Origin of the sequence: Mycobacterium sp. SMC-8 (assembly GCF_025263565.1) — a bacterium.
Taxonomy (GTDB): Bacteria; Actinomycetota; Actinomycetes; order Mycobacteriales; family Mycobacteriaceae; genus Mycobacterium.
In genome coordinates this window covers 2,285,830-2,305,195 of the sequence record NZ_CP079865.1, presented here as the reverse complement: position 1 = coordinate 2,305,195, position 19,366 = coordinate 2,285,830, and the positions used below count along the sequence as shown (strand labels likewise).

General features: G+C 68.8%; 21 protein-coding genes and 2 riboswitches. Of the genes, 8 read left to right on the top strand and 13 right to left on the bottom strand.

Going from position 1 to position 19,366, the window contains the following annotated elements; genetic code table 11:
- Positions 1 to 131: 131 nt before the first annotated feature.
- Genes KXD97_RS11235 through KXD97_RS11220 form a run of 4 tightly spaced genes read right to left on the bottom strand, consistent with a single transcriptional unit; the run spans position 132 to position 4,108 of the window.
- A complete protein-coding gene (locus tag KXD97_RS11235) occupies positions 132 to 884 on the bottom strand; it encodes a phosphoglyceromutase (RefSeq protein ID WP_260756836.1) in 753 nt (250 codons plus the stop codon).
- 12 nt (positions 885 to 896) lie between these two features.
- Positions 897 to 1,457: a YbjN domain-containing protein gene (locus KXD97_RS11230; RefSeq protein WP_260756835.1), complete on the bottom strand. Its 561-nt coding sequence runs from the start codon at positions 1,455 to 1,457 to the stop codon at positions 897 to 899.
- Complete coding sequence (gene mshA / locus KXD97_RS11225) at positions 1,454 to 2,776, bottom strand: D-inositol-3-phosphate glycosyltransferase (RefSeq protein WP_260756834.1); 1,323 nt, start codon at positions 2,774 to 2,776, stop codon at positions 1,454 to 1,456. The genes KXD97_RS11230 and mshA overlap by 4 nt, the downstream gene beginning before the upstream one ends.
- Before the next feature lie 36 nt (positions 2,777 to 2,812).
- Positions 2,813 to 4,108, bottom strand: a complete 1,296-nt coding sequence (locus KXD97_RS11220) for an ROK family protein (RefSeq protein ID WP_313901369.1) — start codon at positions 4,106 to 4,108, stop codon at positions 2,813 to 2,815.
- Positions 4,109 to 4,333: 225 nt separating this feature from the next.
- Here KXD97_RS11220 and KXD97_RS11215 point away from each other — a divergent pair, with 225 nt between their 5' ends.
- Entirely contained in the window at positions 4,334 to 5,092 is a 759-nt protein-coding gene (locus KXD97_RS11215; RefSeq protein ID WP_260756833.1) for an SDR family oxidoreductase, read from the top strand.
- Between the two features lie 77 nt (positions 5,093 to 5,169).
- Here KXD97_RS11215 and KXD97_RS11210 read toward each other — a convergent pair whose 3' ends face one another.
- Positions 5,170 to 6,468 carry an Ig-like domain-containing protein gene (locus KXD97_RS11210; RefSeq protein ID WP_260756832.1) on the bottom strand — a complete coding sequence of 433 codons (1,299 nt, stop codon included), beginning with the start codon at positions 6,466 to 6,468 and terminating at the stop codon, positions 5,170 to 5,172.
- A gap of 15 nt (positions 6,469 to 6,483) precedes the next feature.
- A complete protein-coding gene (locus tag KXD97_RS11205; RefSeq protein ID WP_260756831.1) occupies positions 6,484 to 7,533 on the bottom strand; it encodes a UDP-N-acetylmuramate dehydrogenase in 1,050 nt (349 codons plus the stop codon).
- 26 nt (positions 7,534 to 7,559) lie between these two features.
- Here KXD97_RS11205 and KXD97_RS11200 point away from each other — a divergent pair, with 26 nt between their 5' ends.
- Positions 7,560 to 8,066, top strand: coding sequence for a DUF2505 domain-containing protein (locus KXD97_RS11200; protein WP_260756830.1), 507 nt, complete (start codon positions 7,560 to 7,562; stop codon positions 8,064 to 8,066).
- Positions 8,067 to 8,088: 22 nt separating this feature from the next.
- The gene (locus tag KXD97_RS11195) at positions 8,089 to 8,886 is read left to right on the top strand and encodes a class I SAM-dependent methyltransferase (RefSeq protein ID WP_260756829.1); all 798 of its coding nucleotides are present in this window, start codon (positions 8,089 to 8,091) and stop codon (positions 8,884 to 8,886) included.
- Here KXD97_RS11195 and KXD97_RS11190 read toward each other — a convergent pair.
- Complete coding sequence (locus KXD97_RS11190; RefSeq protein ID WP_260756827.1) at positions 8,879 to 10,402, bottom strand: sodium:solute symporter family protein; 1,524 nt, start codon at positions 10,400 to 10,402, stop codon at positions 8,879 to 8,881. The genes KXD97_RS11195 and KXD97_RS11190 overlap by 8 nt on opposite strands.
- 49 nt (positions 10,403 to 10,451) lie before the next feature.
- A riboswitch (guanidine-I (ykkC/yxkD leader) is annotated at positions 10,452 to 10,561 on the bottom strand.
- Between the two features lie 118 nt (positions 10,562 to 10,679).
- Positions 10,680 to 10,748, top strand: a riboswitch (guanidine-III (ykkC-III) riboswitch).
- 10 nt (positions 10,749 to 10,758) lie between these two features.
- On the opposite strand from KXD97_RS11190, the gene KXD97_RS11185 reads away from it, so the two are divergent.
- The 3 genes from KXD97_RS11185 to KXD97_RS11175 are packed head-to-tail and all read left to right on the top strand — an operon-like array spanning position 10,759 to position 13,623.
- On the top strand, positions 10,759 to 11,907 hold the full coding sequence (locus KXD97_RS11185; protein WP_260756826.1) for an agmatinase family protein: 1,149 nt from the start codon (positions 10,759 to 10,761) through the stop codon (positions 11,905 to 11,907).
- Between the two features lie 13 nt (positions 11,908 to 11,920).
- Complete coding sequence (locus KXD97_RS11180; protein ID WP_260756825.1) at positions 11,921 to 12,751, top strand: carbon-nitrogen hydrolase family protein; 831 nt, start codon at positions 11,921 to 11,923, stop codon at positions 12,749 to 12,751.
- The gene (locus KXD97_RS11175) at positions 12,748 to 13,623 is read left to right on the top strand and encodes a DUF2993 domain-containing protein (protein ID WP_260756824.1); all 876 of its coding nucleotides are present in this window, start codon (positions 12,748 to 12,750) and stop codon (positions 13,621 to 13,623) included. Before KXD97_RS11180 ends, KXD97_RS11175 begins: the two co-directional genes overlap by 4 nt.
- Before the next feature lie 19 nt (positions 13,624 to 13,642).
- Here the strand turns inward: KXD97_RS11175 and deoC are convergent, their stop codons facing one another.
- The 6 genes from deoC to KXD97_RS11145 form a co-directional block, all read right to left on the bottom strand.
- Complete coding sequence (deoC, locus tag KXD97_RS11170) at positions 13,643 to 14,323, bottom strand: deoxyribose-phosphate aldolase (RefSeq protein WP_260757921.1); 681 nt, start codon at positions 14,321 to 14,323, stop codon at positions 13,643 to 13,645.
- The gene (locus KXD97_RS11165; protein ID WP_260756823.1) at positions 14,320 to 14,730 is read right to left on the bottom strand and encodes a DUF2599 domain-containing protein; all 411 of its coding nucleotides are present in this window, start codon (positions 14,728 to 14,730) and stop codon (positions 14,320 to 14,322) included. Before KXD97_RS11165 ends, deoC begins: the two co-directional genes overlap by 4 nt.
- The gene (locus KXD97_RS11160; protein WP_067958449.1) at positions 14,730 to 15,011 is read right to left on the bottom strand and encodes a DUF2516 family protein; all 282 of its coding nucleotides are present in this window, start codon (positions 15,009 to 15,011) and stop codon (positions 14,730 to 14,732) included. The genes KXD97_RS11165 and KXD97_RS11160 overlap by 1 nt, the downstream gene beginning before the upstream one ends.
- A gap of 62 nt (positions 15,012 to 15,073) precedes the next feature.
- Positions 15,074 to 15,733 carry a heparin-binding hemagglutinin gene (locus tag KXD97_RS11155; protein WP_260756821.1) on the bottom strand — a complete coding sequence of 220 codons (660 nt, stop codon included), beginning with the start codon at positions 15,731 to 15,733 and terminating at the stop codon, positions 15,074 to 15,076.
- Positions 15,726 to 16,259, bottom strand: a complete 534-nt coding sequence (locus KXD97_RS11150) for a helix-turn-helix domain-containing protein (RefSeq protein ID WP_260756820.1) — start codon at positions 16,257 to 16,259, stop codon at positions 15,726 to 15,728. Before KXD97_RS11150 ends, KXD97_RS11155 begins: the two co-directional genes overlap by 8 nt.
- Positions 16,260 to 16,351: 92 nt before the next feature.
- Entirely contained in the window at positions 16,352 to 17,695 is a 1,344-nt protein-coding gene (locus KXD97_RS11145; protein ID WP_260756819.1) for a DUF445 domain-containing protein, read from the bottom strand.
- 84 nt (positions 17,696 to 17,779) lie between these two features.
- Here KXD97_RS11145 and KXD97_RS11140 point away from each other — a divergent pair, with 84 nt between their 5' ends.
- Together KXD97_RS11140 and KXD97_RS11135 are read left to right on the top strand one after the other, a co-directional pair.
- Positions 17,780 to 18,484, top strand: a complete 705-nt coding sequence (locus KXD97_RS11140) for a TetR/AcrR family transcriptional regulator (protein ID WP_260756818.1) — start codon at positions 17,780 to 17,782, stop codon at positions 18,482 to 18,484.
- Positions 18,485 to 18,491: 7 nt separating this feature from the next.
- Positions 18,492 to 19,361, top strand: coding sequence for a polyphosphate kinase 2 family protein (locus tag KXD97_RS11135; RefSeq protein WP_260757920.1), 870 nt, complete (start codon positions 18,492 to 18,494; stop codon positions 19,359 to 19,361).
- The last annotated feature ends 5 nt before the right edge of the window (positions 19,362 to 19,366 follow it).

The following is a 19,366-nucleotide window of genomic DNA, read 5'->3' as shown; positions in this document are numbered from 1 at the left end:
ATCGTACGCATTCGGTGAACGTCATCCCAGCGGCGAGCGGCCAAAACGGGACATGTCACAACGTCGGAGCCGGAAGTTCGGTCTCATGTCCCCGGTTGTTCACCCGGCGTTCGCCCGACGTCACCGCAGGATTACTTGGCGCCTTGGGCGGCCACGGCCGCGGCGCCCGCGGCCGCAGCCTCGGGGTCGAGGTAGCTGCCGCCGGCCACCGTCGGCTTCAGGTTCTCGTCCAGGTCGTACCGCAGCGGGATACCGGTCGGGATGTTCAGGCTGACGATGTCTTCGTCGGAGATCCCGTCGAGGTACTTGACCAACGCCCGCAGCGAATTGCCGTGCGCGGCGATCAGCACGGTCTTACCGGCCTTCAGGTCCGGCACGATCACCTCGGTGAAGTAGGGGACGAAGCGTTCGACGACGTCCTTCAGGCACTCGGTCAGCGGGGGGCCGCCGGGGATGTCGGCGTATCGCGGGTCGCGGTCCTGGCTGAACTCGCTGCCGGGTTCGATGGGCGGCGGCGGGGTGTCGTAGCTGCGGCGCCACGCCATGAACTGCTCTTCGCCGTACTTGGCCTTCACCTCGGCCTTGTTCAGCCCCTGCAACGCGCCGTAGTGGCGCTCGTTGAGGCGCCAGTCGCGGTGCACCGGGATCCAATGCCGGTCGGCCTTGTCCAACGCGATGTTGGCGGTGGTGATGGCCCGGCGCAGCAGCGACGTGTACAGCACGTCGGGCAACCGGTCCTGCGCCTTGAGGAGCTCACCGGCGCGTGCCGCCTCGGCCCTGCCCTTGTCGGTGAGGTCGACGTCCACCCAACCGGTGAACAGGTTCAGCGCGTTCCACTCGCTCTCGCCGTGGCGGAGCAGGATCAGCGTCGAGGTTTCAGCCATGGGCTGATCTTCTCACGGCCGGGTCCAGTCGTCGTCGCGGTCGTCGGTGATGAGGTGCTGGAAGGCCTGCAGGTTCTTCAGCGACTCCCCGCGCGATACCCGCCACTCCCATTCCTTCTGGATGGAGGTGCGAAAACCCAACTCCAGCAACGTGTTGAAGTCGGAGTCCACCGCTTCGAGCACCTGCCCGAGCACACGGTCGACCTCGTCGGGGGTGACGGAGGCCAGCGCCATCCGGCCGACGAGGTAGATGTCGCCGACGTTGTCGAGAGTGTAGGCGACGCCGTAGAGCCTGCGATTGCGCTTGAGCAGGAACCGGTAGACGCCTTCGTGGTTCTCGTCGGGCTTCCGGCACACGAACGCCTCGACGCGCACCGAGTGCTCACCGATGGAAAGGATCGTGTTGGTCTTGAGCCTGCGCTCTCCCGGCAGCGCGACGACCAGCCCGGGCAGCCCGCCGGCCCCGCCGTCATGGTGGCTGTACTCCAGGTCGTGTTCCTTGAGCGTCTGCTCGATCAGGTCCTGCACCGCCGCTGCGCTCTTCGCCCTTCGCGCAAGCTCATCGCCGCTCATGCCCGGACTCCTCTGCGCATTGAGAACCGACGCCCGCTGCGCCGAGCCGAAAGCTGGTGTGCAGCACGGTAATCGGCGATGGCCCGGCCGTACCCGGCCAGCAGAGCGTCGACGGTGTGAGACCAGGAGAACGTGGCGGCGTGGTCGAGGGCGGCGCGGCTCATCGCGGCCGCGTCGGCGGCGAGCACCGCCGACAGCGTCGACGCCCATGCGCGGGGGTGGTGGCCATCGACGAGGGCGCCGCTGACACCATCGCGCACCGCGACCGGGAGTCCGCCGACCGCGGCGGCCACCACCGGCGTCCCACACGCCTGGGCCTCGACGGCGACCAACCCGAAGGACTCCGAGTGGCTGGGCACCGCGACGATGTCCGCGGCCCGGTAGACCTGCACCAGTTGGTCGCGCGACTGTGGGGGAAGGAAGGTCACCCGCTCGGAAATACCCAGCTCCGCGGCGAGATGAACCAGGTTGTCCGGAGTGGCCAGTCCCGACCCCGACGGGCCACCGGCGATGACCACCTGCACTCCCGGCAGCAGGGCGGCCGCGCGCAACAGCACGTCGGGAGCTTTCAGCGGCTGGATCCGGCCGACGAACGCCACGATCTGCGCTTCGATGTCCAGCCCGAGAGCGGCCCGGGCGGCTCTGCGCTCGCCCGGTGTGAAGGTCTTCAGATCGACCCCGGGGTGCACCACGTCGATGCGCGACGGATCGGCCTGGTGCAGCGAAACGAGTTGGTGCTCTTCGTGTTCGGTGTTGACGATCAACCGGTCGGCCTCGTCGACCACCTGCTGCTCGCCGATCGAGCGCATCGGCGGCTCCGGGGTGTCGCCGTCCGCCAGCGACGCGTTCTTGACCGCCGCCAAGGTGTGGGCGGTGTGCACCAGCGGCACGGCCCACCGGTCAGCGGCCAACCACCCGACCTGGCCCGACAGCCAGTAGTGGGAATGAAGCACGTCGTAGTAGCCGGGTTCGTGGGTGGCCTCGGCGCGCAGGACCCCGGCGGTGAACGCGCACAGCTGCGTCGGCAGGTCGTTCTTGTCCAACCCCTCGAACGGGCCCGCCACGACGTTGCGCACCAGCACCCCGGGCGCGACCGGCACCACCGGCTGGTCGGACGACGAGGTGGCCCGGGTGAAGATCTCCACGTCGACCCCGCGGCTCGCCAGTTCCAGCGCGGTCTGCAGCACGTAGACGTTCATGCCGCCGGCGTCGCCGGTGCCCGGCTGGGCCAGTGGGGAGGTATGCACCGACAGCACCGCCACCCGGCGTGGCTGGGGCAGTCCGGACGGTAGGCCAGCCGGTTCGGTCGCTAGACGCACATCGTCATGTCTACACCGCCGGGCCGCGGGCCGACCTCAGGCACTGACTTCGGGCCTGCGAGCCGCCCGCCGCATCGCGCCGATCGGGTCCGCGTACAGCCCGCCGAGGGACACGATGCCCGCGCCGGCTTCCTGGATGCGGTTGCCGAACGCCGTCACCCGGATGTCGCGGTGCGGCAGCGCGGAGCGGGCGGCGAACGCGGATTCGACCAGTGGCATGCCTTCGGGGTATTCGGTGAAGGCCTGGCCGCCGACCACCAGGTCGTCGGGGTTGAGCATGTCGCGCAGCAGGGCGACGGCCTCGCCGAGGACCCGCGCCCGTTCGGCCACCAGCGCGGCGGCCTGCTCGTTGCCCTGCCGGGCCGCGCGCAGCACGGCCGTGACGGTCGACGCCGGCCCCTCGGCGGGCACGATGCGCGCCCTGCGAGCCGCGGTCAGTACCGCCTCGTCGCTGACAGTAGACTCCAATTGCCCTGTGCCGCCGAGGAGTTCAGAGAACGCGGGCAGTCCGGCGATGGTGCCCGGACCGCTGGCCGGCGAGTGCACCCGACCCCCGATGGACAGCGCGTAGCCGACGGTTTCGCGGGCGTACACGTACAGGCTGGTGGAGGTGGTGTCGGGCTGGCGGCGCACACCGAGCAGCAGTTCCGCGCCGGCCATCGCGTCGACGTGCGACGCGACCGACACCGGCAAGCCGATGGCCTCGGCGAGCACCGGGCCGACCGGCGCGTCAGACCAGCCCAGGCGCGAGTGGTCGAGATAGCCGGTGGTGCTGTCGACGACGCCGCCGGTGGCCACCCCGACCCACAGCGGGCGGCGACGGTGCCAGCGGCTCAGGTAGCGGCGGGCGCTGCCCGCGATCGCCGTCAGCGCGGCGGACTGGGGGCCGCGCGGGGTCGGCGTCTCCACGACGTCGAGCGTGCGGCCGAATAGATCGGCGGCCACGATGATCGTGGTGCGGGCGCCGATGTGGATGCCCAGCGTCAGGAAGGGTTCGTGGTTGACCTCTACCGGGACACGGGGCCGGCCGATGGCGCCGGACACCGCGAGATCGGCGCGCTCGCGCAGCATGCCGGCGTCCAGGAGCGCGGTGACCTGGCGGTTCACCGTGGCGATGCTGAGGCCGGTGACCTGGGCGATGACGTCACGGGCGATGGGCCCGCGCTGGCGGGCCGCGGCGAACACCGCCGCCGCGGCGGCCTCGGGGACGCGCAGCGCGGGGGCGACGATGTGGTGCAGCAGCGCCTGCGGGTAGCGGCCGCCCCCGGCAGCCGGCTTGACGCTCTTAGGCGGTGCGGTGCGGGAGCGTGGGGCGAGAGTGGCAGTGCTCACGGAGCTGTCCTTCGTCGAGTCGGGGATGGTCTGGCAGATGCCACACCTGGCGACTCAGCAGGACGTGATCAGTCCGGGCGCAGTCAGGCGCGGCGAGGTGCGCAACAACAACACGCACGCCGCGCGGCAGCGGGAACTGCCTGACTGTTCGGAGACATGGCGAGAACTTAGCACGGCTTCGCGGGCCCGCGCGACGGTCGGATGCGTGCGCCTAGGCTTGGCCTCATGACGACGCCATCAGATGCCCGCCGGGTCGCAGTGGTCACCGGAGCCAGCGCCGGAATCGGCGAAGCGACCGCGAGAACGCTTGCTGCACAAGGCTTTCACGTGGTCTGCGTGGCCCGCCGGGAAGCTCCGATCCAAGCGCTGGCCGCCGAGCTGGACGGGACGGCGATTGTGGCCGACGTCACTGATCCGACGGCCGTGGCGGCGCTCGCCGGACGGCTCGACCGCGTCGATGTGCTCGTCAACAACGCCGGCGGAGCCCGCGGACTCGAGTCGGTGGCCGACGCCGACGTCGAGCACTGGCGCTGGATGTGGGAGGCCAACGTGCTGGGCACCCTGCACGTCACCCGCGCGCTGCTGCCCAAGCTGATCGACTCGGGTGACGGGCTGATCGTCACCGTCACCTCGATCGCCGCGGTGGAGATCTACGACAACGGCGCCGGCTACACCTCGGCCAAGCACGCCCAGGGTGTGCTGCACCGCACGCTGCGCAGCGAGCTGCTCGGAAAGCCGGTCCGGCTCACCGAGGTCGCCCCGGGCATGGTGCGAACCGACTTCTCGCTCAACCGGTTCGACGGTGACACCGAACGCGCCGACAAGGTGTACGAGGGCGTGACGCCGCTGGTCGCCGAGGACATCGCCGAGATCATCGGGTTTGTGGCAAGCCGCCCGCCCCACGTCGACCTGGATCTGATCGTGGTCCGCCCGCGCGACCAGGTCAGTGGCGCGTCCGGGTCACGGTTCAACCGGGTGACCTGACCTCCGCCGAAATTGCATTCCACGCGCGTCAAGTCGCACTTGACGCGCGTGGAATGCGATTTCGGCGGGAAAACCGGTCAGCGGCCGGGGCGGTCGCCCACCGGCTGCGGCGCCTCCGACGGCGTCACCGGCGCGGTGCTGGGGATGTTCTCCGGAGCGTCGCGCTCCGACAGCGCCGACATCGAAACCCATTCGTCCCAGGGCACCGCCCAATCCCAGATGTCACCGTCGGCGTAGGACAGCGGGATGCGGGTGCCGGTCACCTCGACGGGATCGCCGTAGATCGCGACGTTGAAGTACTGCTCGGCGTCCTCGAGCGACAGGTTGATGCAGCCGTTGGTGACGTTGCTGTTGCCCTGGGCGCCCGAACTGGCCGGGTTGGCGTGGATGAACTCGCCGTTGTTGGAGATCCGGACCGCGAACCGCTCCCGAACGTTGGCGTAGCCGGCCGCCGGGTTGGTCATGTAGAAGTCCTCGTACTTCTCGGTGACCACGTGGATCCCGCTGCGGGTGACGTTGCGGTCAAGATCTCCCTCGCCGTAGCTGCACGGGAAGTCCATGATCACGCCGGCGTCGGTGAGGACCTGGATCCGGTGTGAGGACGCCTCGGCCTTCACCACCTGGAACCGGCCGACGGAGAAGTCCAGCGTCGAGTCCGCGGCCCCGTAGGCGCCGTCGCCGAACGGCACGCCGTAGAGCTTCGCGTCGACGTGCACGGTGGTGCCCGCCGGGTAGTACTCCCTGGTCCGCCAGTGCACCCGGGACCCCGCGGCCTCGTCGGGCAGCCAGGCCCAGCTGCCCTCCACCGGCGGCGTGGTCGTCACCGTCAGCGCCTTCTCGACTTCGGCGCGGTCGTCGTCGGCGATCGCGGAGTCGAACTGCAGGATGATCGGCGCCGCCACCCCGACGGTCTGCCCGTCGGCGAGCTGGAACCGGCCGTTGACCTGCACGGACGGGTCGACGGTGGTGAACGACGCCTCCACCGGCACCGACTTGCCGTCCTTGCCGACCGCGGTGCCCGCCCAGGTGTACTCGACGCCGTAGCCGAGCGGTTCGGTGACGGTGAAGACGTTGCGGTCCCGGTTCAGGGCGCCTTGGACCACCTTGCCGCCGGCATTGGTCAGGGTCACCTTCTGAAACCAGCCGTCGGTGACCTCGACGCTGACCGGCGTGTTGGGTTTGACGTCGTCGGACGCGTTCGCGGGCTCAAAGCGCAGCGTCGGCGCCTTCGCCGCCTCGCCGGCGTCGGATCCGCCGGGCGCGCCGTTGTCGCTGGACGCGCACGCTGCCAACGCACCGGGTACGACGACGCCGACCGCCAGGGCGGCGAGGGCACGCCGCCGCGTGATCGACGGCAGCGGTTCAGCAGGGCTCACGTGAAGCCACGGTACCTAGAGAGAGCAGCCGACCAGCACCGGCTCGGGTGTGAGGTCGATCCCGAACGCGGCCCGCACACCGTCGCGCACCGCCCTGGCCAGCGCGATCACCTCCGCGGAGGTGGCGGACCCGCGGTTGGTCAGCGCCAGCGCGTGCTTGGTCGACAGCCGGGCCGGCGCACCGTCCCCGGGATGGCCCTTGGCGAATCCGGCGCGTTCGACGAGCCAGCCGGCGGCGAGCTTCACCCCGCCCGGGACGGGATAGTTCGGCACCGGACCGTCGACGGACGCGGCGAGCCGGTCGAGTTCGGCACGGCTGACCACCGGGTTGGTGAAGAACGAGCCGACGCTCCAGGTGTCGTGGTCGGCGTCGTCGAGAACCATGCCCTTGCCGGCCCGCAACGACAGCACCGCCGCCCGCACCCGGGCCGGTTCCGCGCGCTCCCCCGGTGCGACGCCCAGTACGGTGGCCAGCTCCCCGTAGCGCAGCGGCGCGCTGCGACCCGACGGGTCGAGCGTGAACTCCACCTCCAGCACCACCCAGGCCGACGAGTGCTTGACAATGCTTGTGCGGTAACCGAACTGCAGGAATTCCGGGGTGACCCAGCGGTCCTCACCGGTGCGGCGGTCCAGCAGCCTGACCCCGGTGATGGTGTCGGCCACCTCGGCCCCGTAGGCGCCCACGTTCTGCACCGGCGTCGCACCCGCCGATCCCGGGATACCGGACAGGCACTCCAGACCGCCCAGACCGTGCGCCAACGACGCGGCGACGACGTCGTCCCACACCGCGCCGGCTTCGGCGCGCACCACGGCGCCGTCGATGTCGATGCCGGTGTTGGCCAGCCGCACCACCGTCAGATCGGCCAGGTCGTCGGCGATGACCACGTTGGACCCGCCCGCCAGGATCAGCGCGTCCGGTCCGGCCTCGCGAACCGCGGGACCGATCTGCTCGGTGGTCTCGCAGGTGATCAGGCAACGCGCCGAGGGACCGACACGCAGCGTGGTCAGCGGTGCGAGCGGCACGTGCTGGGCACACGGCACGCCGCCGGACAACGAACTGACCACGACAGCTAACGGTAGCGTGGCCAGCTATGCCTCGTTCATTCGACATGGCCGCCGAGTACGAGGGCACGGTCGAACAGGTACACAACGCGTTCAGCGACGAGCACTACTGGCTGGTCCGGCTCAGTGACTCCGGTGCCGATCACGCCTCGCTCGACGAAATGGTGGTCGACGAGGCGGGAAACGTCCGCGTCAAGACCACCCAGACGCTGCGCGCCGACCGTCTGCCCGCGGTGGTCACGCAGTTCCACCGCGGTGACCTGAGCTTGGTGCGTGAGGAGATCTGGACCCCGATCAGCGACGGGCGCGCCTCGGGGGTGGTGCGCGGCTCGATCCCGGGTGCTCCGGCCGAGCTGACCGGCGAGGCGCAGCTGGGGCCGGCCGGCGCCGGGGCGCGGATGACATTGACGGCCACCGTCGAGGTCCGGGTACCTCTGATCGGCGGCAAGATCGAGAACTTCATCGGCAGTCAGCTGGTGGATCTGGTGATCGCCGAACAGCGGTTCACCACGGTGTGGATCACCGAAAACAGCTGACCGGGTCTCTACCATTCACGCCATGGCTGCCCCGCTCGGACAGGTGACCCGGGGCACCACCGGCCACAACCGGCTTCGGCGCAGCGACCGTTGGCTGGTCCACTCCTGCCGGGTCCGCACCGCGCTGCAGTCGACGGCCGACCCGCTGGTGGTCGACCTGGGCTACGGCGCCAAACCGGTGACCACGCTGGAGCTGGCGATCCGGCTGCGCCGGGTTCGCCCCGACGTACGGGTGATCGGACTGGAGATCGACCCGGAGCGGGTGCGCGCCGGTCAGGCCGCGGTGCGGGACGGGACCCCCGATGGCGTCGAATTCGCTTTGGGCGGCTTCGAACTGGCCGGACACCGGCCGATCCTGGTCCGGGCGTTCAACGTGTTGCGTCAGTATCCGGTCGACGAGGTGGACGACGCCTGGGCCGCGATGCGCCGCGGCGTCGCCCCCGGCGGCCTGATCGTGGACGGCACCTGTGACGAGCTGGGCCGGCTGTGCTGCTGGGTGCTGCTGGACACCGCCTCGCCGGTCAGCCTCACGCTGGCCTGCGATCCGTTCGCGATCGAGCGGCCGTCGGATCTGGCCGAACGCCTGCCGAAGGTGCTGATCCACCACAACGTGCCGGGTCAGCCGATCCACACACTGCTGCGTGCCGCCGATCGCGCCTGGGCCAGCGTCGCCGGCCACGGCGTGTTCGGTCCGCGGATCCGGTGGCGGGCAATGCTGGAATTGCTTGCCGGCGAAGGGTTTCCGGTGACATCGCCGCGCCGCAGTCGGCGCGACGGCGTCCTCACGGTGCCGTGGGACGCCGTCGCACCGGTCAGCTGACGGGCTCGGGCTCGGGCTCCTTCTCGAAGCGGTCCGCATCGTCGAGGACGTCGTCGAGATCCTTGGCGACCTGTATGTCGAGACCCCGCATGTGCGCGGGCGGGGTCATCAGTGCCACCACGACATAGGTCAGCAGACCCGCGAGGAACGCGATGAACGTCGGCCAGCCGTCGAAGGAGGCGCTGATGAGGTCGTTGGGGATGTACAGGATGGTGTTCTCGACGCCGAACATCGTCGGGGTGAGCACGAAGAGCGCGATCCGGACCGCGAAACCGACGGCGATCGCGGCGACGGCCGCGGTGGTGGTCCCGCGCCGCCACACCAGACCGAGGATGAACGGCACGATCAGGCAGGCCAGCATCAGGTCGAATGCCAGCGTGAGCAGAATTCCCGTCTGCTGCACGTAGATCGCGAACAGGATGGAGAACAGGGTCATCGGCGCCATCGCGATGCGCGCGGCGCGCAGCAGTGGATCCTTCTTCCCGGGCACATGCACGCGCCGCACCCCGCCGAGGTTGCGCACGCACACGTTCGAGATCGCCAGGATCGCACCGTTGGCGGTCGACATCGACGCGCCGACCAGCCCGCACAGCACCAGCACCGTCAGCCCGGCCGGCGCGTACCGGTCCAGCAGCACGAACAGCACCGGCCCGTCGAGTTCCTCCGGCAGGAACGAATGCGCGGCGAGCTCGACCAGTCCGAACGGGATGCAGATCGCCACCGTGCCGGCCGCCGCGGTGAAGCAGGCCTTGCGGGCGGCCTCGGGCGACTTCGCCGAGAACACCCGCGCCATGAAGTCGATCGCGACGATGTCGCCGATCCCCAGCGCAATCAGTGTCGCCCAGTTGATCACCGCACCCTGAGCCGGGTCGGAGAGCTGACCGAGCGCTAATGGTCCTGTGCCCTCGGCGATGTCGAGCCCATGTGTGCTCGTCATCCAGATGAACAGCCCGATCGCGCCGACCAGGATCAGTGCCATCTGGATGATCGCGGTGTACGCGTCGGCGATCAGTCCGCCGGTCCCGGTGTAGGCCACCGCGATGGCCGCGATCAGCACCACCCCGAGCCAGTACGGCATACCGAGGAAGTAGTTGAACAGCAGGCCGCCGGCGACCAGGTTGCCGGCCACCAGCATGCAGAACGCGACCACGAGAAGCAGTGAGGCGCCGATCTCCACCGAGCGACCGAACCGCAGCCGGTAGTAGTCGGGGAACGACGTCAGCCCCATCCGGTTCATCGGCTTGGCGAAGAAGATGCCGGTGATCGTCAGGCACAACGCCAGCCCCAGCGGCAGACAGGCACCGGCCCAGAATCCGAATTCGAAGGCCAGATCGGTGTTTCCGAGGGTGGCGTTGGTGTCGACCGCCGCGCCCATCAACGCACCGCCGACGAGCCAGAACGGCAACATCCGGCCGCCGACAAGGAAATTCGCGCTGTCGCCTTCGATGCGCCGCGATACAGCGAAACCGACGGCCACCACGATGGCGATGCTGATCGCCACACCGAGAAGGATCATTGGGGATCTCCCGAGATCACGCGGAGACCGAGCCTCCACACTTGCGGAAGTCTCCCGGGTTTTTGTCCCGCCGTGGAGCGGCCGGGCTCCGGTGCCGGCCGCCTGCGTCTCTCGGACCAGACCCGGCTGCCTGCCGGCGGAACCCTAGGCGCGCCCCACATGCCGATGTGAGTCCCAGCCAGGAAAACTCCCGTGCATTACGTCCGGGCGCACCGGATGTAAACGATGCGTTTCCTGTTCCAGTGGACAGCAATTCACCGACGTGTTGACAATTGTCGCAGGCGCCGTGCGATCCGGCGCCCCGGACGAGGTGCGTCGTACCCGGTCAGCGACAAGACGGCGCGTTGGGAGCTTTCATGTCCGACTATCCCGACCCGTCGCTGCCCAACGCCGAGGGCGCGTGGGCTCAACAGGCCGAGGCCCGGCTCGGCGATCGGCGGCTGCGCGAGGAGATCGACCGCGGCCTGAGCTACGGCCTGGAGGCCGCGCCGACGATCAACGACCGGACGATCTCGACGTTCGTCCGCGGCGAGAAACCCCATTTCGCCGGTGAGCGCGGCACTTTCCTGAAGTGCCCGTTCATCGAGGACGTCAACGAGGTCGACGACGCCGAGGTCGCGATATTCGGTGTTCCGCTGGACGCCGGCGCCACCTACCGGCCCGGAACCCGGTTCGGCCCTCAGGGAATTCGCCGCTCCACCAACCTCTTCGGGACCTACAACTATGAGTCCGGTGTCGATCTGCGCGAACAGCTGAACATGGTCGACATCGGTGATGTGTTCACCATCCCGGGCAACCTGGAGAAGTCGTTCGATCAGATCAGCCAGGCCATGGCCCACGTCGCCCAGAAAGGCGTCATGCCGGTGGTGCTGGGCGGTGATCACTCCATCGGCTTCCCCACCATCCGCGGGTTGGCCCCGTACATGGACGGCAACATCGGCATCATCCACTTCGACCGGCACGTCGACACCCAGGAGACCGACCTCGACGAGCGGATGCACACCACACCCTGGTTCCACGCCACCAACATCAAGAACGCGCCGGCGACCAACCTGGTGCAGATCGGCATCGGCGGCTGGCAGAGCCCTCGCGAAGGCGTGAAGGTGGGCCGGGACCGCAAGTCGACGGTGATCACCGTCGGCGACGTCGAGCGCGTCGGCGTGGAGAAGATTGCAGAAGTCGCCCTTGAAATCGCGTGGAAGGACGCCAAGGCGGTCTACCTGTCCTTCGACATCGACGTCATCGACGCCGGGTTCGTCCCGGGAACCGGCTGGCCGGAACCCGGCGGACTGCTGCCCCGGGAGGCGCTCAACCTGGTCAAGATGGTCTCCGAACCCGGCCTGGCCGGCATCGAGGTGGTCGAATGCTCGCCGCCCTACGACTGGGCCGAGCAGACCGCGCTGATGAGCTCACGGGTGATCCTGGACAGCCTGGCCGCGCAGGTCCGGTCCGGCAAGCTCGGCAAGAAGGCGGCCAAGGCCAACCGCCCGGCCTGGGGGCCCTAACTAGTCTGGGGGCATGCGTATTGCCTTGGCCCAGATCCGCAGCGGCACCGATCCGCGCGGCAACCTCGCGCTGGTCGAGGAGTACACCGGCCGCGCCGCCGAGGCGGGCGCGTCCCTCGTGCTGTTCCCCGAGGCGACCATGTGCCGCTTCGGGGTGCCACTGGCCCAGGTCGCCGAGCCGTTTGACGGGCCCTGGTCCACCGCGGTGCGCGACGTGGCCGTCCGGGCCGGCATCGTCGTCGTCGCGGGCATGTTCGTCCCGTCCGCCGACGACGACCGCGTCACCAACACCCTGCTGGCCACCGGCCCCGGGGTGGAGGCGCGCTACGACAAGATCCACCTGTACGACGCGTTCGGCTTCACCGAGTCCGCGACCGTCGCACCCGGCCGGGAACCGGTGGTGATAGCCGTCGACAGCGGGTCGGGGACGGTGAACGTCGGTCTGACGCTGTGCTACGACATCCGCTTTCCCGAGCTGTACGTCGAACTGGCCGAACGCGGGGCGGAGGTCATCACCGCGCACGCGTCGTGGGGTACCGGGCCCGGCAAGCGGGACCAGTGGACCCTGCTGGCCCGGGCCCGTGCCATCGACACCAACAGCGTGGTCGCGGCCGTGGGGCAGGCGTATCCGGGTGACGAGATCGCCGCGCTCGGACCCACCGGGGTCGGCGGCAGCGTGGTGGCCTCCGCGCTCGGCGAGGTGCTGGCCTCGGCGGGCGACGAACCCGAGCTCCTGGTGTGCGACATCGACCTGGACGCCGCCCGCAAAGCCCGCGAGACGGTCGCGGTGATGCACAACCGCTCAGGATTGGCTCATCGCGGTAAGGCACAATCGCTGGCGTGACTGATCCCTGGGCCCGTCCGCCGCAGCAACCGCCCGGTCCGCCGCCGATGCCGTTTCCGCAGGACCAGCCCCCCGGCCATGCGCCAGGGCCGACCTCCGCCGCCCCGCAGGAAGGTTCCTCATTGCCGGCGAAACTGAAGAACCTCTTCAGCGACCCCCTTTCGATCGTGCTGGCCGTCGTCATCGTGCTTGCGCTGGTGATCGCGGGCCTGCTCGGCGGTGAGCTCTACGCACGCAATCGCGCCGACACCGTCGTCGCCGCAACCGTGGAGTGCGTGGTGCAGGACGACGCCACCGCGTCGTTCGGGGTGCTGCCGCCGTTCCTGATGCAGCACGTGTCCGGGCATTACACCAACATCCGGATCGAAACCGCGGGCAACCAGGTCCGCGACGCCAAGGGCATGAAGGTGCACCTGGACATCAACGACGTCCGGCTGCAGGACACCGCGAACTCCGCCGGCACCATCGGGTCGCTGGTCGCCAACATCACCTGGAGCGCTGAGGGCATCAAGCAGACCATCCAGGGCGCCATCCCGCTCGTCGGCAGCTTCGTCACCGGGGTGACCACCAACCCGAGCGACGGCACCATCGAGCTCGAGGGCGCCCTCGGCAGCATCACCGCGCGGCCCGAGGTCGCCGACGGCGGCATCGCGCTGCAGGTGCAGCAGGTCACCGGGCTGGGGTTCACACTGCCGCGCGAGGCCGTGCAGCCGGCCTTGGACGCGTTCACCTCGCAGCTGACGCAGGACTACCCGATGGACATCCGCGCCGATTCCGTCGAGGTCACCGATGCCGGTGTGGTGAGCCAGTTCTCGACCCGTAACGCGTCGATCCCGAAGCAGACCGACGATCCCTGCTTCGCCGGCCTGTAAGAGTCGGTCCCGGTAACGGTCAGTCGGGGAAACCAGCGAGCACCGCTCGGGTGCCGGACAATCCGAGCCGGGTGGCGCCGGCATCGAGCATGGCGGTCGCGTCGGCGGCCGACCGGATCCCGCCGCTGGCCTTCACGCCGAGCCGGCCGTCCACCGCGCCGGCCATCAGCTCGACGGCACGGACCGACGCCCCGCCGCTGGGGTGAAAGCCGGTGGAGGTCTTCACGAAATCGGCGCCGGCGTCCTCGGCGACCCGGCACACGTCCACAAGCAGCGGTTCACCGCTGATGCCGAGAATCGCGGCCGACTCGACGATCACCTTGAGCACCGCCCGGGGAGCTGCCTCGCGGACCGCGGTGATGTCGGCGCAAACGGCGCCGAGTTCTCCGGCCAGCGCGGCCCCGACGTCGATGACCATGTCGATCTCCCGGGCACCGGCCTCGGCCGCCAACCGGGCCTCCTCGGCTTTGACCACCGAAAGGTGCTTGCCGGACGGGAATCCGACCACGGAGGCAACGGTGGCGTCGGGCGCCAGCATGGTCACCGCGGTGACGAACGTCGGCGACACGCAGATCGCGAAGACGCCGAGTCCGGCGGCCTCGGTGACCACGGACTCGATGTCGGCCTCGGTGGCCTCGGGTTTGAGCAGGGTGTGGTCGACGAGCGCGGCGACCGCGCCGCGCGTGTAGGAACCCATCAGAAGGGCTCTTCGGTGCCGCCCGGATTGCACCTGGTGGCCATCATCTCGTCGGCGCTGACCTCGGGCCGCCACGGTTCCAGATTCCAGCTCGTCTTACCGGGCTGGACGAACTCGGCGAAGTTCCAGTGGCACAAGAACTGCTCCTGCATCCCGGGGATCGCGGCATCGGGAGACAGCGCGAGCACCTCGGCCCATGCCGCCGCGGCGAGCTCCTGGGTGCCGGCGTGACCGGAGATGCGTCGCGCCGACGCGGTCGGGTACACACGCAGGCTGGACAGGTCCCCCCACTTCGCCCACTCCACGTGGTCGACGTACGAGGGCGCCGCCGGAGCCGGGGTGGCCTGCGCGGTGGGAGCAAACGCCACAGCGGCCGCCGCCGCGGCGACGGCGATCACCACCGTGCGCACTAGCGTGACTTCCCTTGGATCTCCAGGATCTTGGGCCGGACGTCGACGAGGTACACGCCCGCGGCGACCGCGGCGATCGCGACACCGGTGATGCCGAGCACCAGCGCGAGCAGCACTCCGACACCGAGGATCACCAGCCACACCGGCTTGGTGAGCTTGTCGGCGGCCGTGTAGGCGTCGGGGCGCTGCATCGCGGCGTGCACGAACGCGTAGACCGACGTCACCAGGACAGCGACCTGCAACGCGAAGAGGACGTAACCCACAAGGCCTTGGAGCTCCACGCTTCACAGCCTATGCGGGTTACGTCCCCTTTTCGAACTCCACCGCTGACGCGGTGGTGTCGTTACTTCTGGGTGACCTTCTTGGCGGCGGCCTTCTTGGCCGGAGCCTTCTTGGCCGGGGTCTTCTTGGCCGGGGTGGCCGAGGTGGCCGAAGTCGCCTTGGCCGGAGACTTCTTGGCGGGCGCCTTCTCGGCGGCCTTCTTCACCGGCTCGGCGGCCGACTCGGCCCTCTTGGGCAGCTCCACGCCGACCAGCTTGGCGGCGCGCTCGCCGACCGCGCGGGTCTGCGACGCGACGTTGCCCAGCGCCTCCTGGGTCAGCTCGACGGCCTGGTCGGTGTACCCCTCGACCCGGCTGGCGGCCTCTTCCAGCGCCGGCTGGCTGCGCAGCCGCTCGATGGCCGCCTCGCCGCGCTCGATGAGCTTGGTGTAGGTGGTCTGCGCCGCCTCGGCGTAGCCCTCGGCGAACTTGCGCAGCTCATCGGAAGTCAGCTTGCCGCGGATGTCACCGAACTGCGAGGGCAGATCCTCCTGCAGCTTGGTGATCCGGGCCCGGCTCTCCTCGACGCGGCTCTCGGCGTCGGTGCGGGCGTCGCCGGCACGCTCACGCAGGGTCGCGACGATCTCGTTGACGCGCTCCAGCGCCAGGTCGGCGGCACCCACCGCGGCGAGCAAGGGGGCCTTCAGGTCGTCGATGTCGAGCTGGTTCTTGGTCTCAGCCATGGCTGTGTCCTTCCGTTTCAAGGTTGAGTTCTGTGATGGATTGCGGAGTCTCGGGGATCTCTAGAGGGCTCTTGTCTTGTTCAGTCGCGGGCTCCTCGTCTGCGTCGCTGACACTGTCCCCTCGCGCGGCGTCCGCTGCTGCGTTCGCTTCGGCGAGGGACGCCTCGTTCTGCTGGCAGAACGAGGTGTAGATGTCGAGCAGCACCTGCTTCTGCCGCTCGTTGATCGCCGTGTCGGTGACGATGGCGTCGCGAACCTGGTTCGTCTCGCTCGGTTCGAGGATTCCGGCTCTGATGTAGAGCACCTCGGCCGAAACCCGCAGTGCTTTGGCGATCTGGTTGAGCACATCTGCGGACGGTTTCCGCAGGCCCCGCTCGATCTGGCTGAGATACGGGTTGGAGACGCCCGCCTTCTCGGCCAGCTGCCGTACCGACACCTGTGCAGCTTCGCGCTGCACCCGGATGAACGAGCCGATGTCCTGTGCGGCGTTGGACACGACAGCGGCAAGATTCTCATCCTGCGACATGGGTTGCCCCCTCGCGCTGTGGGTTATCCGATTACCGACATCTGCCACCGTACGGCGGAGTGCTAACTTTTGCAAGCACTAGTTAGCGCAGGTCAGAAGAGTAGCTGGGCTACCGAATAGATGACCAGGCCCGCCAGCGAACCCACCACGGTGCCGTTGATACGGATGAACTGCAGGTCACGGCCGACGTGCAATTCGATCCGGCGACTGGCCTCGTCGGCGTCCCAACGTTCGATGGTGTCGGTGATGATCGTCGTGATCTCCACCCCGTACTCACCGACCAGATGCTGAGCGCCGCGCACGAGCCAGTTGTCGACCTTCTCCCGCAGCTCCGCGTCGTCGCGCAAGGACTCCCCGAGGCGCATCACGGTGTCGGCGATGCGGGTGCGCAGTGACGACGACGGGTCGTCCACAGACTCGAGGATGATCCTCTTGGCCGCGGTCCACGCGGTCTCGGCGGCCCGGGCCACCTCGTCGCGGGCCATGATCTGCTCTTTGACGTTCTCGGCCTTGCGGATCGTCACATCGTCGTGCTGCAGGTCGTCGGCGAACTCGAACAGGAACCGGGTCGCCGAGCGGCGCAGTTCGTGGTCGGGATCGCGGCGCACCTTGTCGGTGAAGTCCATCAGCTCGCGGTGGATGCGGTCCCCGACGAGGTGATCCACCCACCGCGGCGACCACGTCGGCGAATCGCGTTCGATGACCCGCTCGATCACCTCACCGGCGTTCAGCGACCACTGGAACGCCCGGTCGGCCAGCAGCTGCAGCAGCGCCTCCTGGCGTCCTTCGGCCAGCAGGCTGGCCAGCACACGGCCGATCGGCGGACCCCACTGCGGTTCGGCGATGCGTTTGACGATCATCCGGTCCAGCACCTGCTGGACGTCCTCGTCGCGCAGCATCTCGACCAGCACCCGCAGCACCGTCGCGGTTTCGGCGGCCACCCGCTCGGCGTGGTTGCGCTCACACAGCCATTTGCCCACCCGACCCGCCACATCGGCGTCGCGCAACTTGGTCTCGACGTTGGCCGGGGACAGGAAGTTCTCCCGGACGAAGCTGCCGAGTCCCTCCCCGAGCTGATCCTTCTTGCGCTTGATGATCGCGGTGTGCGGGATCGGGATGCCCAGCGGATGCTTGAACAGCGCGGTCACCGCGAACCAGTCGGCCAGGGCGCCGACCATGCCCGCCTCGGCCGCCGCGCGCACATATCCGATCCAGGGGGCCGCACCCCCGGATGCCGCCCCCCGCGACTGCGCCCACGTGCAGAGCAGGAAGACCACGCTGGCCCCCAGCAGGAAGCTGAGCGCGACGAGCTTCATGCGCCGCAACGAGCGCTTGCGTTCGGCGTCCGCCGCGGAATCCGCGCCGGCGATCGCCTCGGCGAAACTCGGACGCGCGCCGACGTGCCGGTTGTCGGGGGCGTCTAGTCGGTGAGCCACTCCCCCATCATCCCCGCGCGGGCAACCGGCGACGGCCGGCCACCGTATTATCGACACGGACTTAGGGAACGGATCACCGCGAACGTGGCACAACAATCCCCGCCGGTGGCGGTCAAAACCGACGGACGGAAACGGCGCTGGCACCAGCACAAGGTCGAGCGCCGAAATGAGCTTGTCGACGGCACCCTGGAGGCGATCCGCCGGCTCGGAAGCAACGTCAGCATGGATGAGATCGCCGCCGAGATCGGCGTCTCCAAGACCGTGCTGTACCGCTACTTCGTCGACAAGAACGACCTCACCACCGCGGTGATGATGCGCTTCGCGCAGACCACGCTGATCCCGAATATGGCAGCCGCACTCTCGTCGAGTCTGGACGGCTACGACCTGACCCGCGAGATCATCCGCGTCTACGTCCAGACCGTCGCGGCCGAGCCGGAGCCCTACCGGTTCGTCATGGCCAACAACTCGGCCAGCAAGAGCAAGGCGGTCGCCGACTCCGAGCAGATCATCGCGCGGATGCTCGCGGTGATGCTGCGCCGGCGCATGGTCACGGCCGGGATGGACACCGGTGGTGCGGAACCGTGGGCGTTTCACATCGTCGGCGGGGTGCAACTGGCCACGCACTCGTGGATGTCGAACCCGCGGATGACGGCCGAAGAACTGATCGACTACCTGACGATGCTGTCGTGGAGCGCGCTGTGCGGCATCGTCGAGGTGAACGGGTCGCTGGACAGGTTCCGCCAGAGTCCCCATCCTTCGCCGGAATTGCCCTCCCGGCTGCTTGACTAGAGGCATGATGCTTCCTGAGCCCGACGATCTGCCGTCGCTGTGGAGCCATGAACCCCACGACTACCTGGCGTTCCGCCCGGGAGACAAGGTGGCCGACATCGACGCCGACGCCACCCCCGGCTTCCGCGGCTCGAAGTCCGACGCACCGACCCTGCAGGCCGAGCGCAACACCCGCTTCGCCGAGCTGCAGGAGATGCTCTACGCCAATAGCCGTTCCGGGGACACCCGCTCGGTGCTGCTGGTCCTTCAGGGAATGGATACTGCCGGCAAGGGTGGAATTGTCAAACATGTTGTGGGCGGCTGCAACCCGCAAGGGGTGCAGTACCGCAGCTTCGGCAAGCCGACGGCTGAGGAACTGTCACATCACTATTTGTGGCGGATCCGCAGGGCGCTGCCGGAGGCCGGGCACATCGGGGTGTTCGACCGGTCGCACTACGAGGACGTGCTGATCGTGCGCGTGCACAACCTGGTGCCGCCCGACGTGTGGGAGCCGCGCTATGACGAGATCAACGCGTTCGAGCGCGAACTCGTCGACAGTGGAACCACATTGGTCAAAGTCGCGATGTTCGTCTCGCTCGACGAACAGAAGAAGCGGCTGGCGCAACGGCTCGAGCGGCCCGACAAGTACTGGAAGTACAACCCGGCCGACATCGACGAACGCCTGAAATGGCCGGCCTACCAGGAGGCTTACCAGGCGATGCTGGATCGCACCTCCACGCAGTACGCGCCATGGCACATCGTGCCGTGCAACCGGAAGTGGTACAGCAGGCTGGCTGTCACCGAGCTGCTGATCGAAGCGCTCAAGCGCCTCAACATGTCCTGGCCGCCACCGCATTTCGACGTCAAGGCGGAGAAGAAGCGGCTGGCCTCGGCCTGATCGCC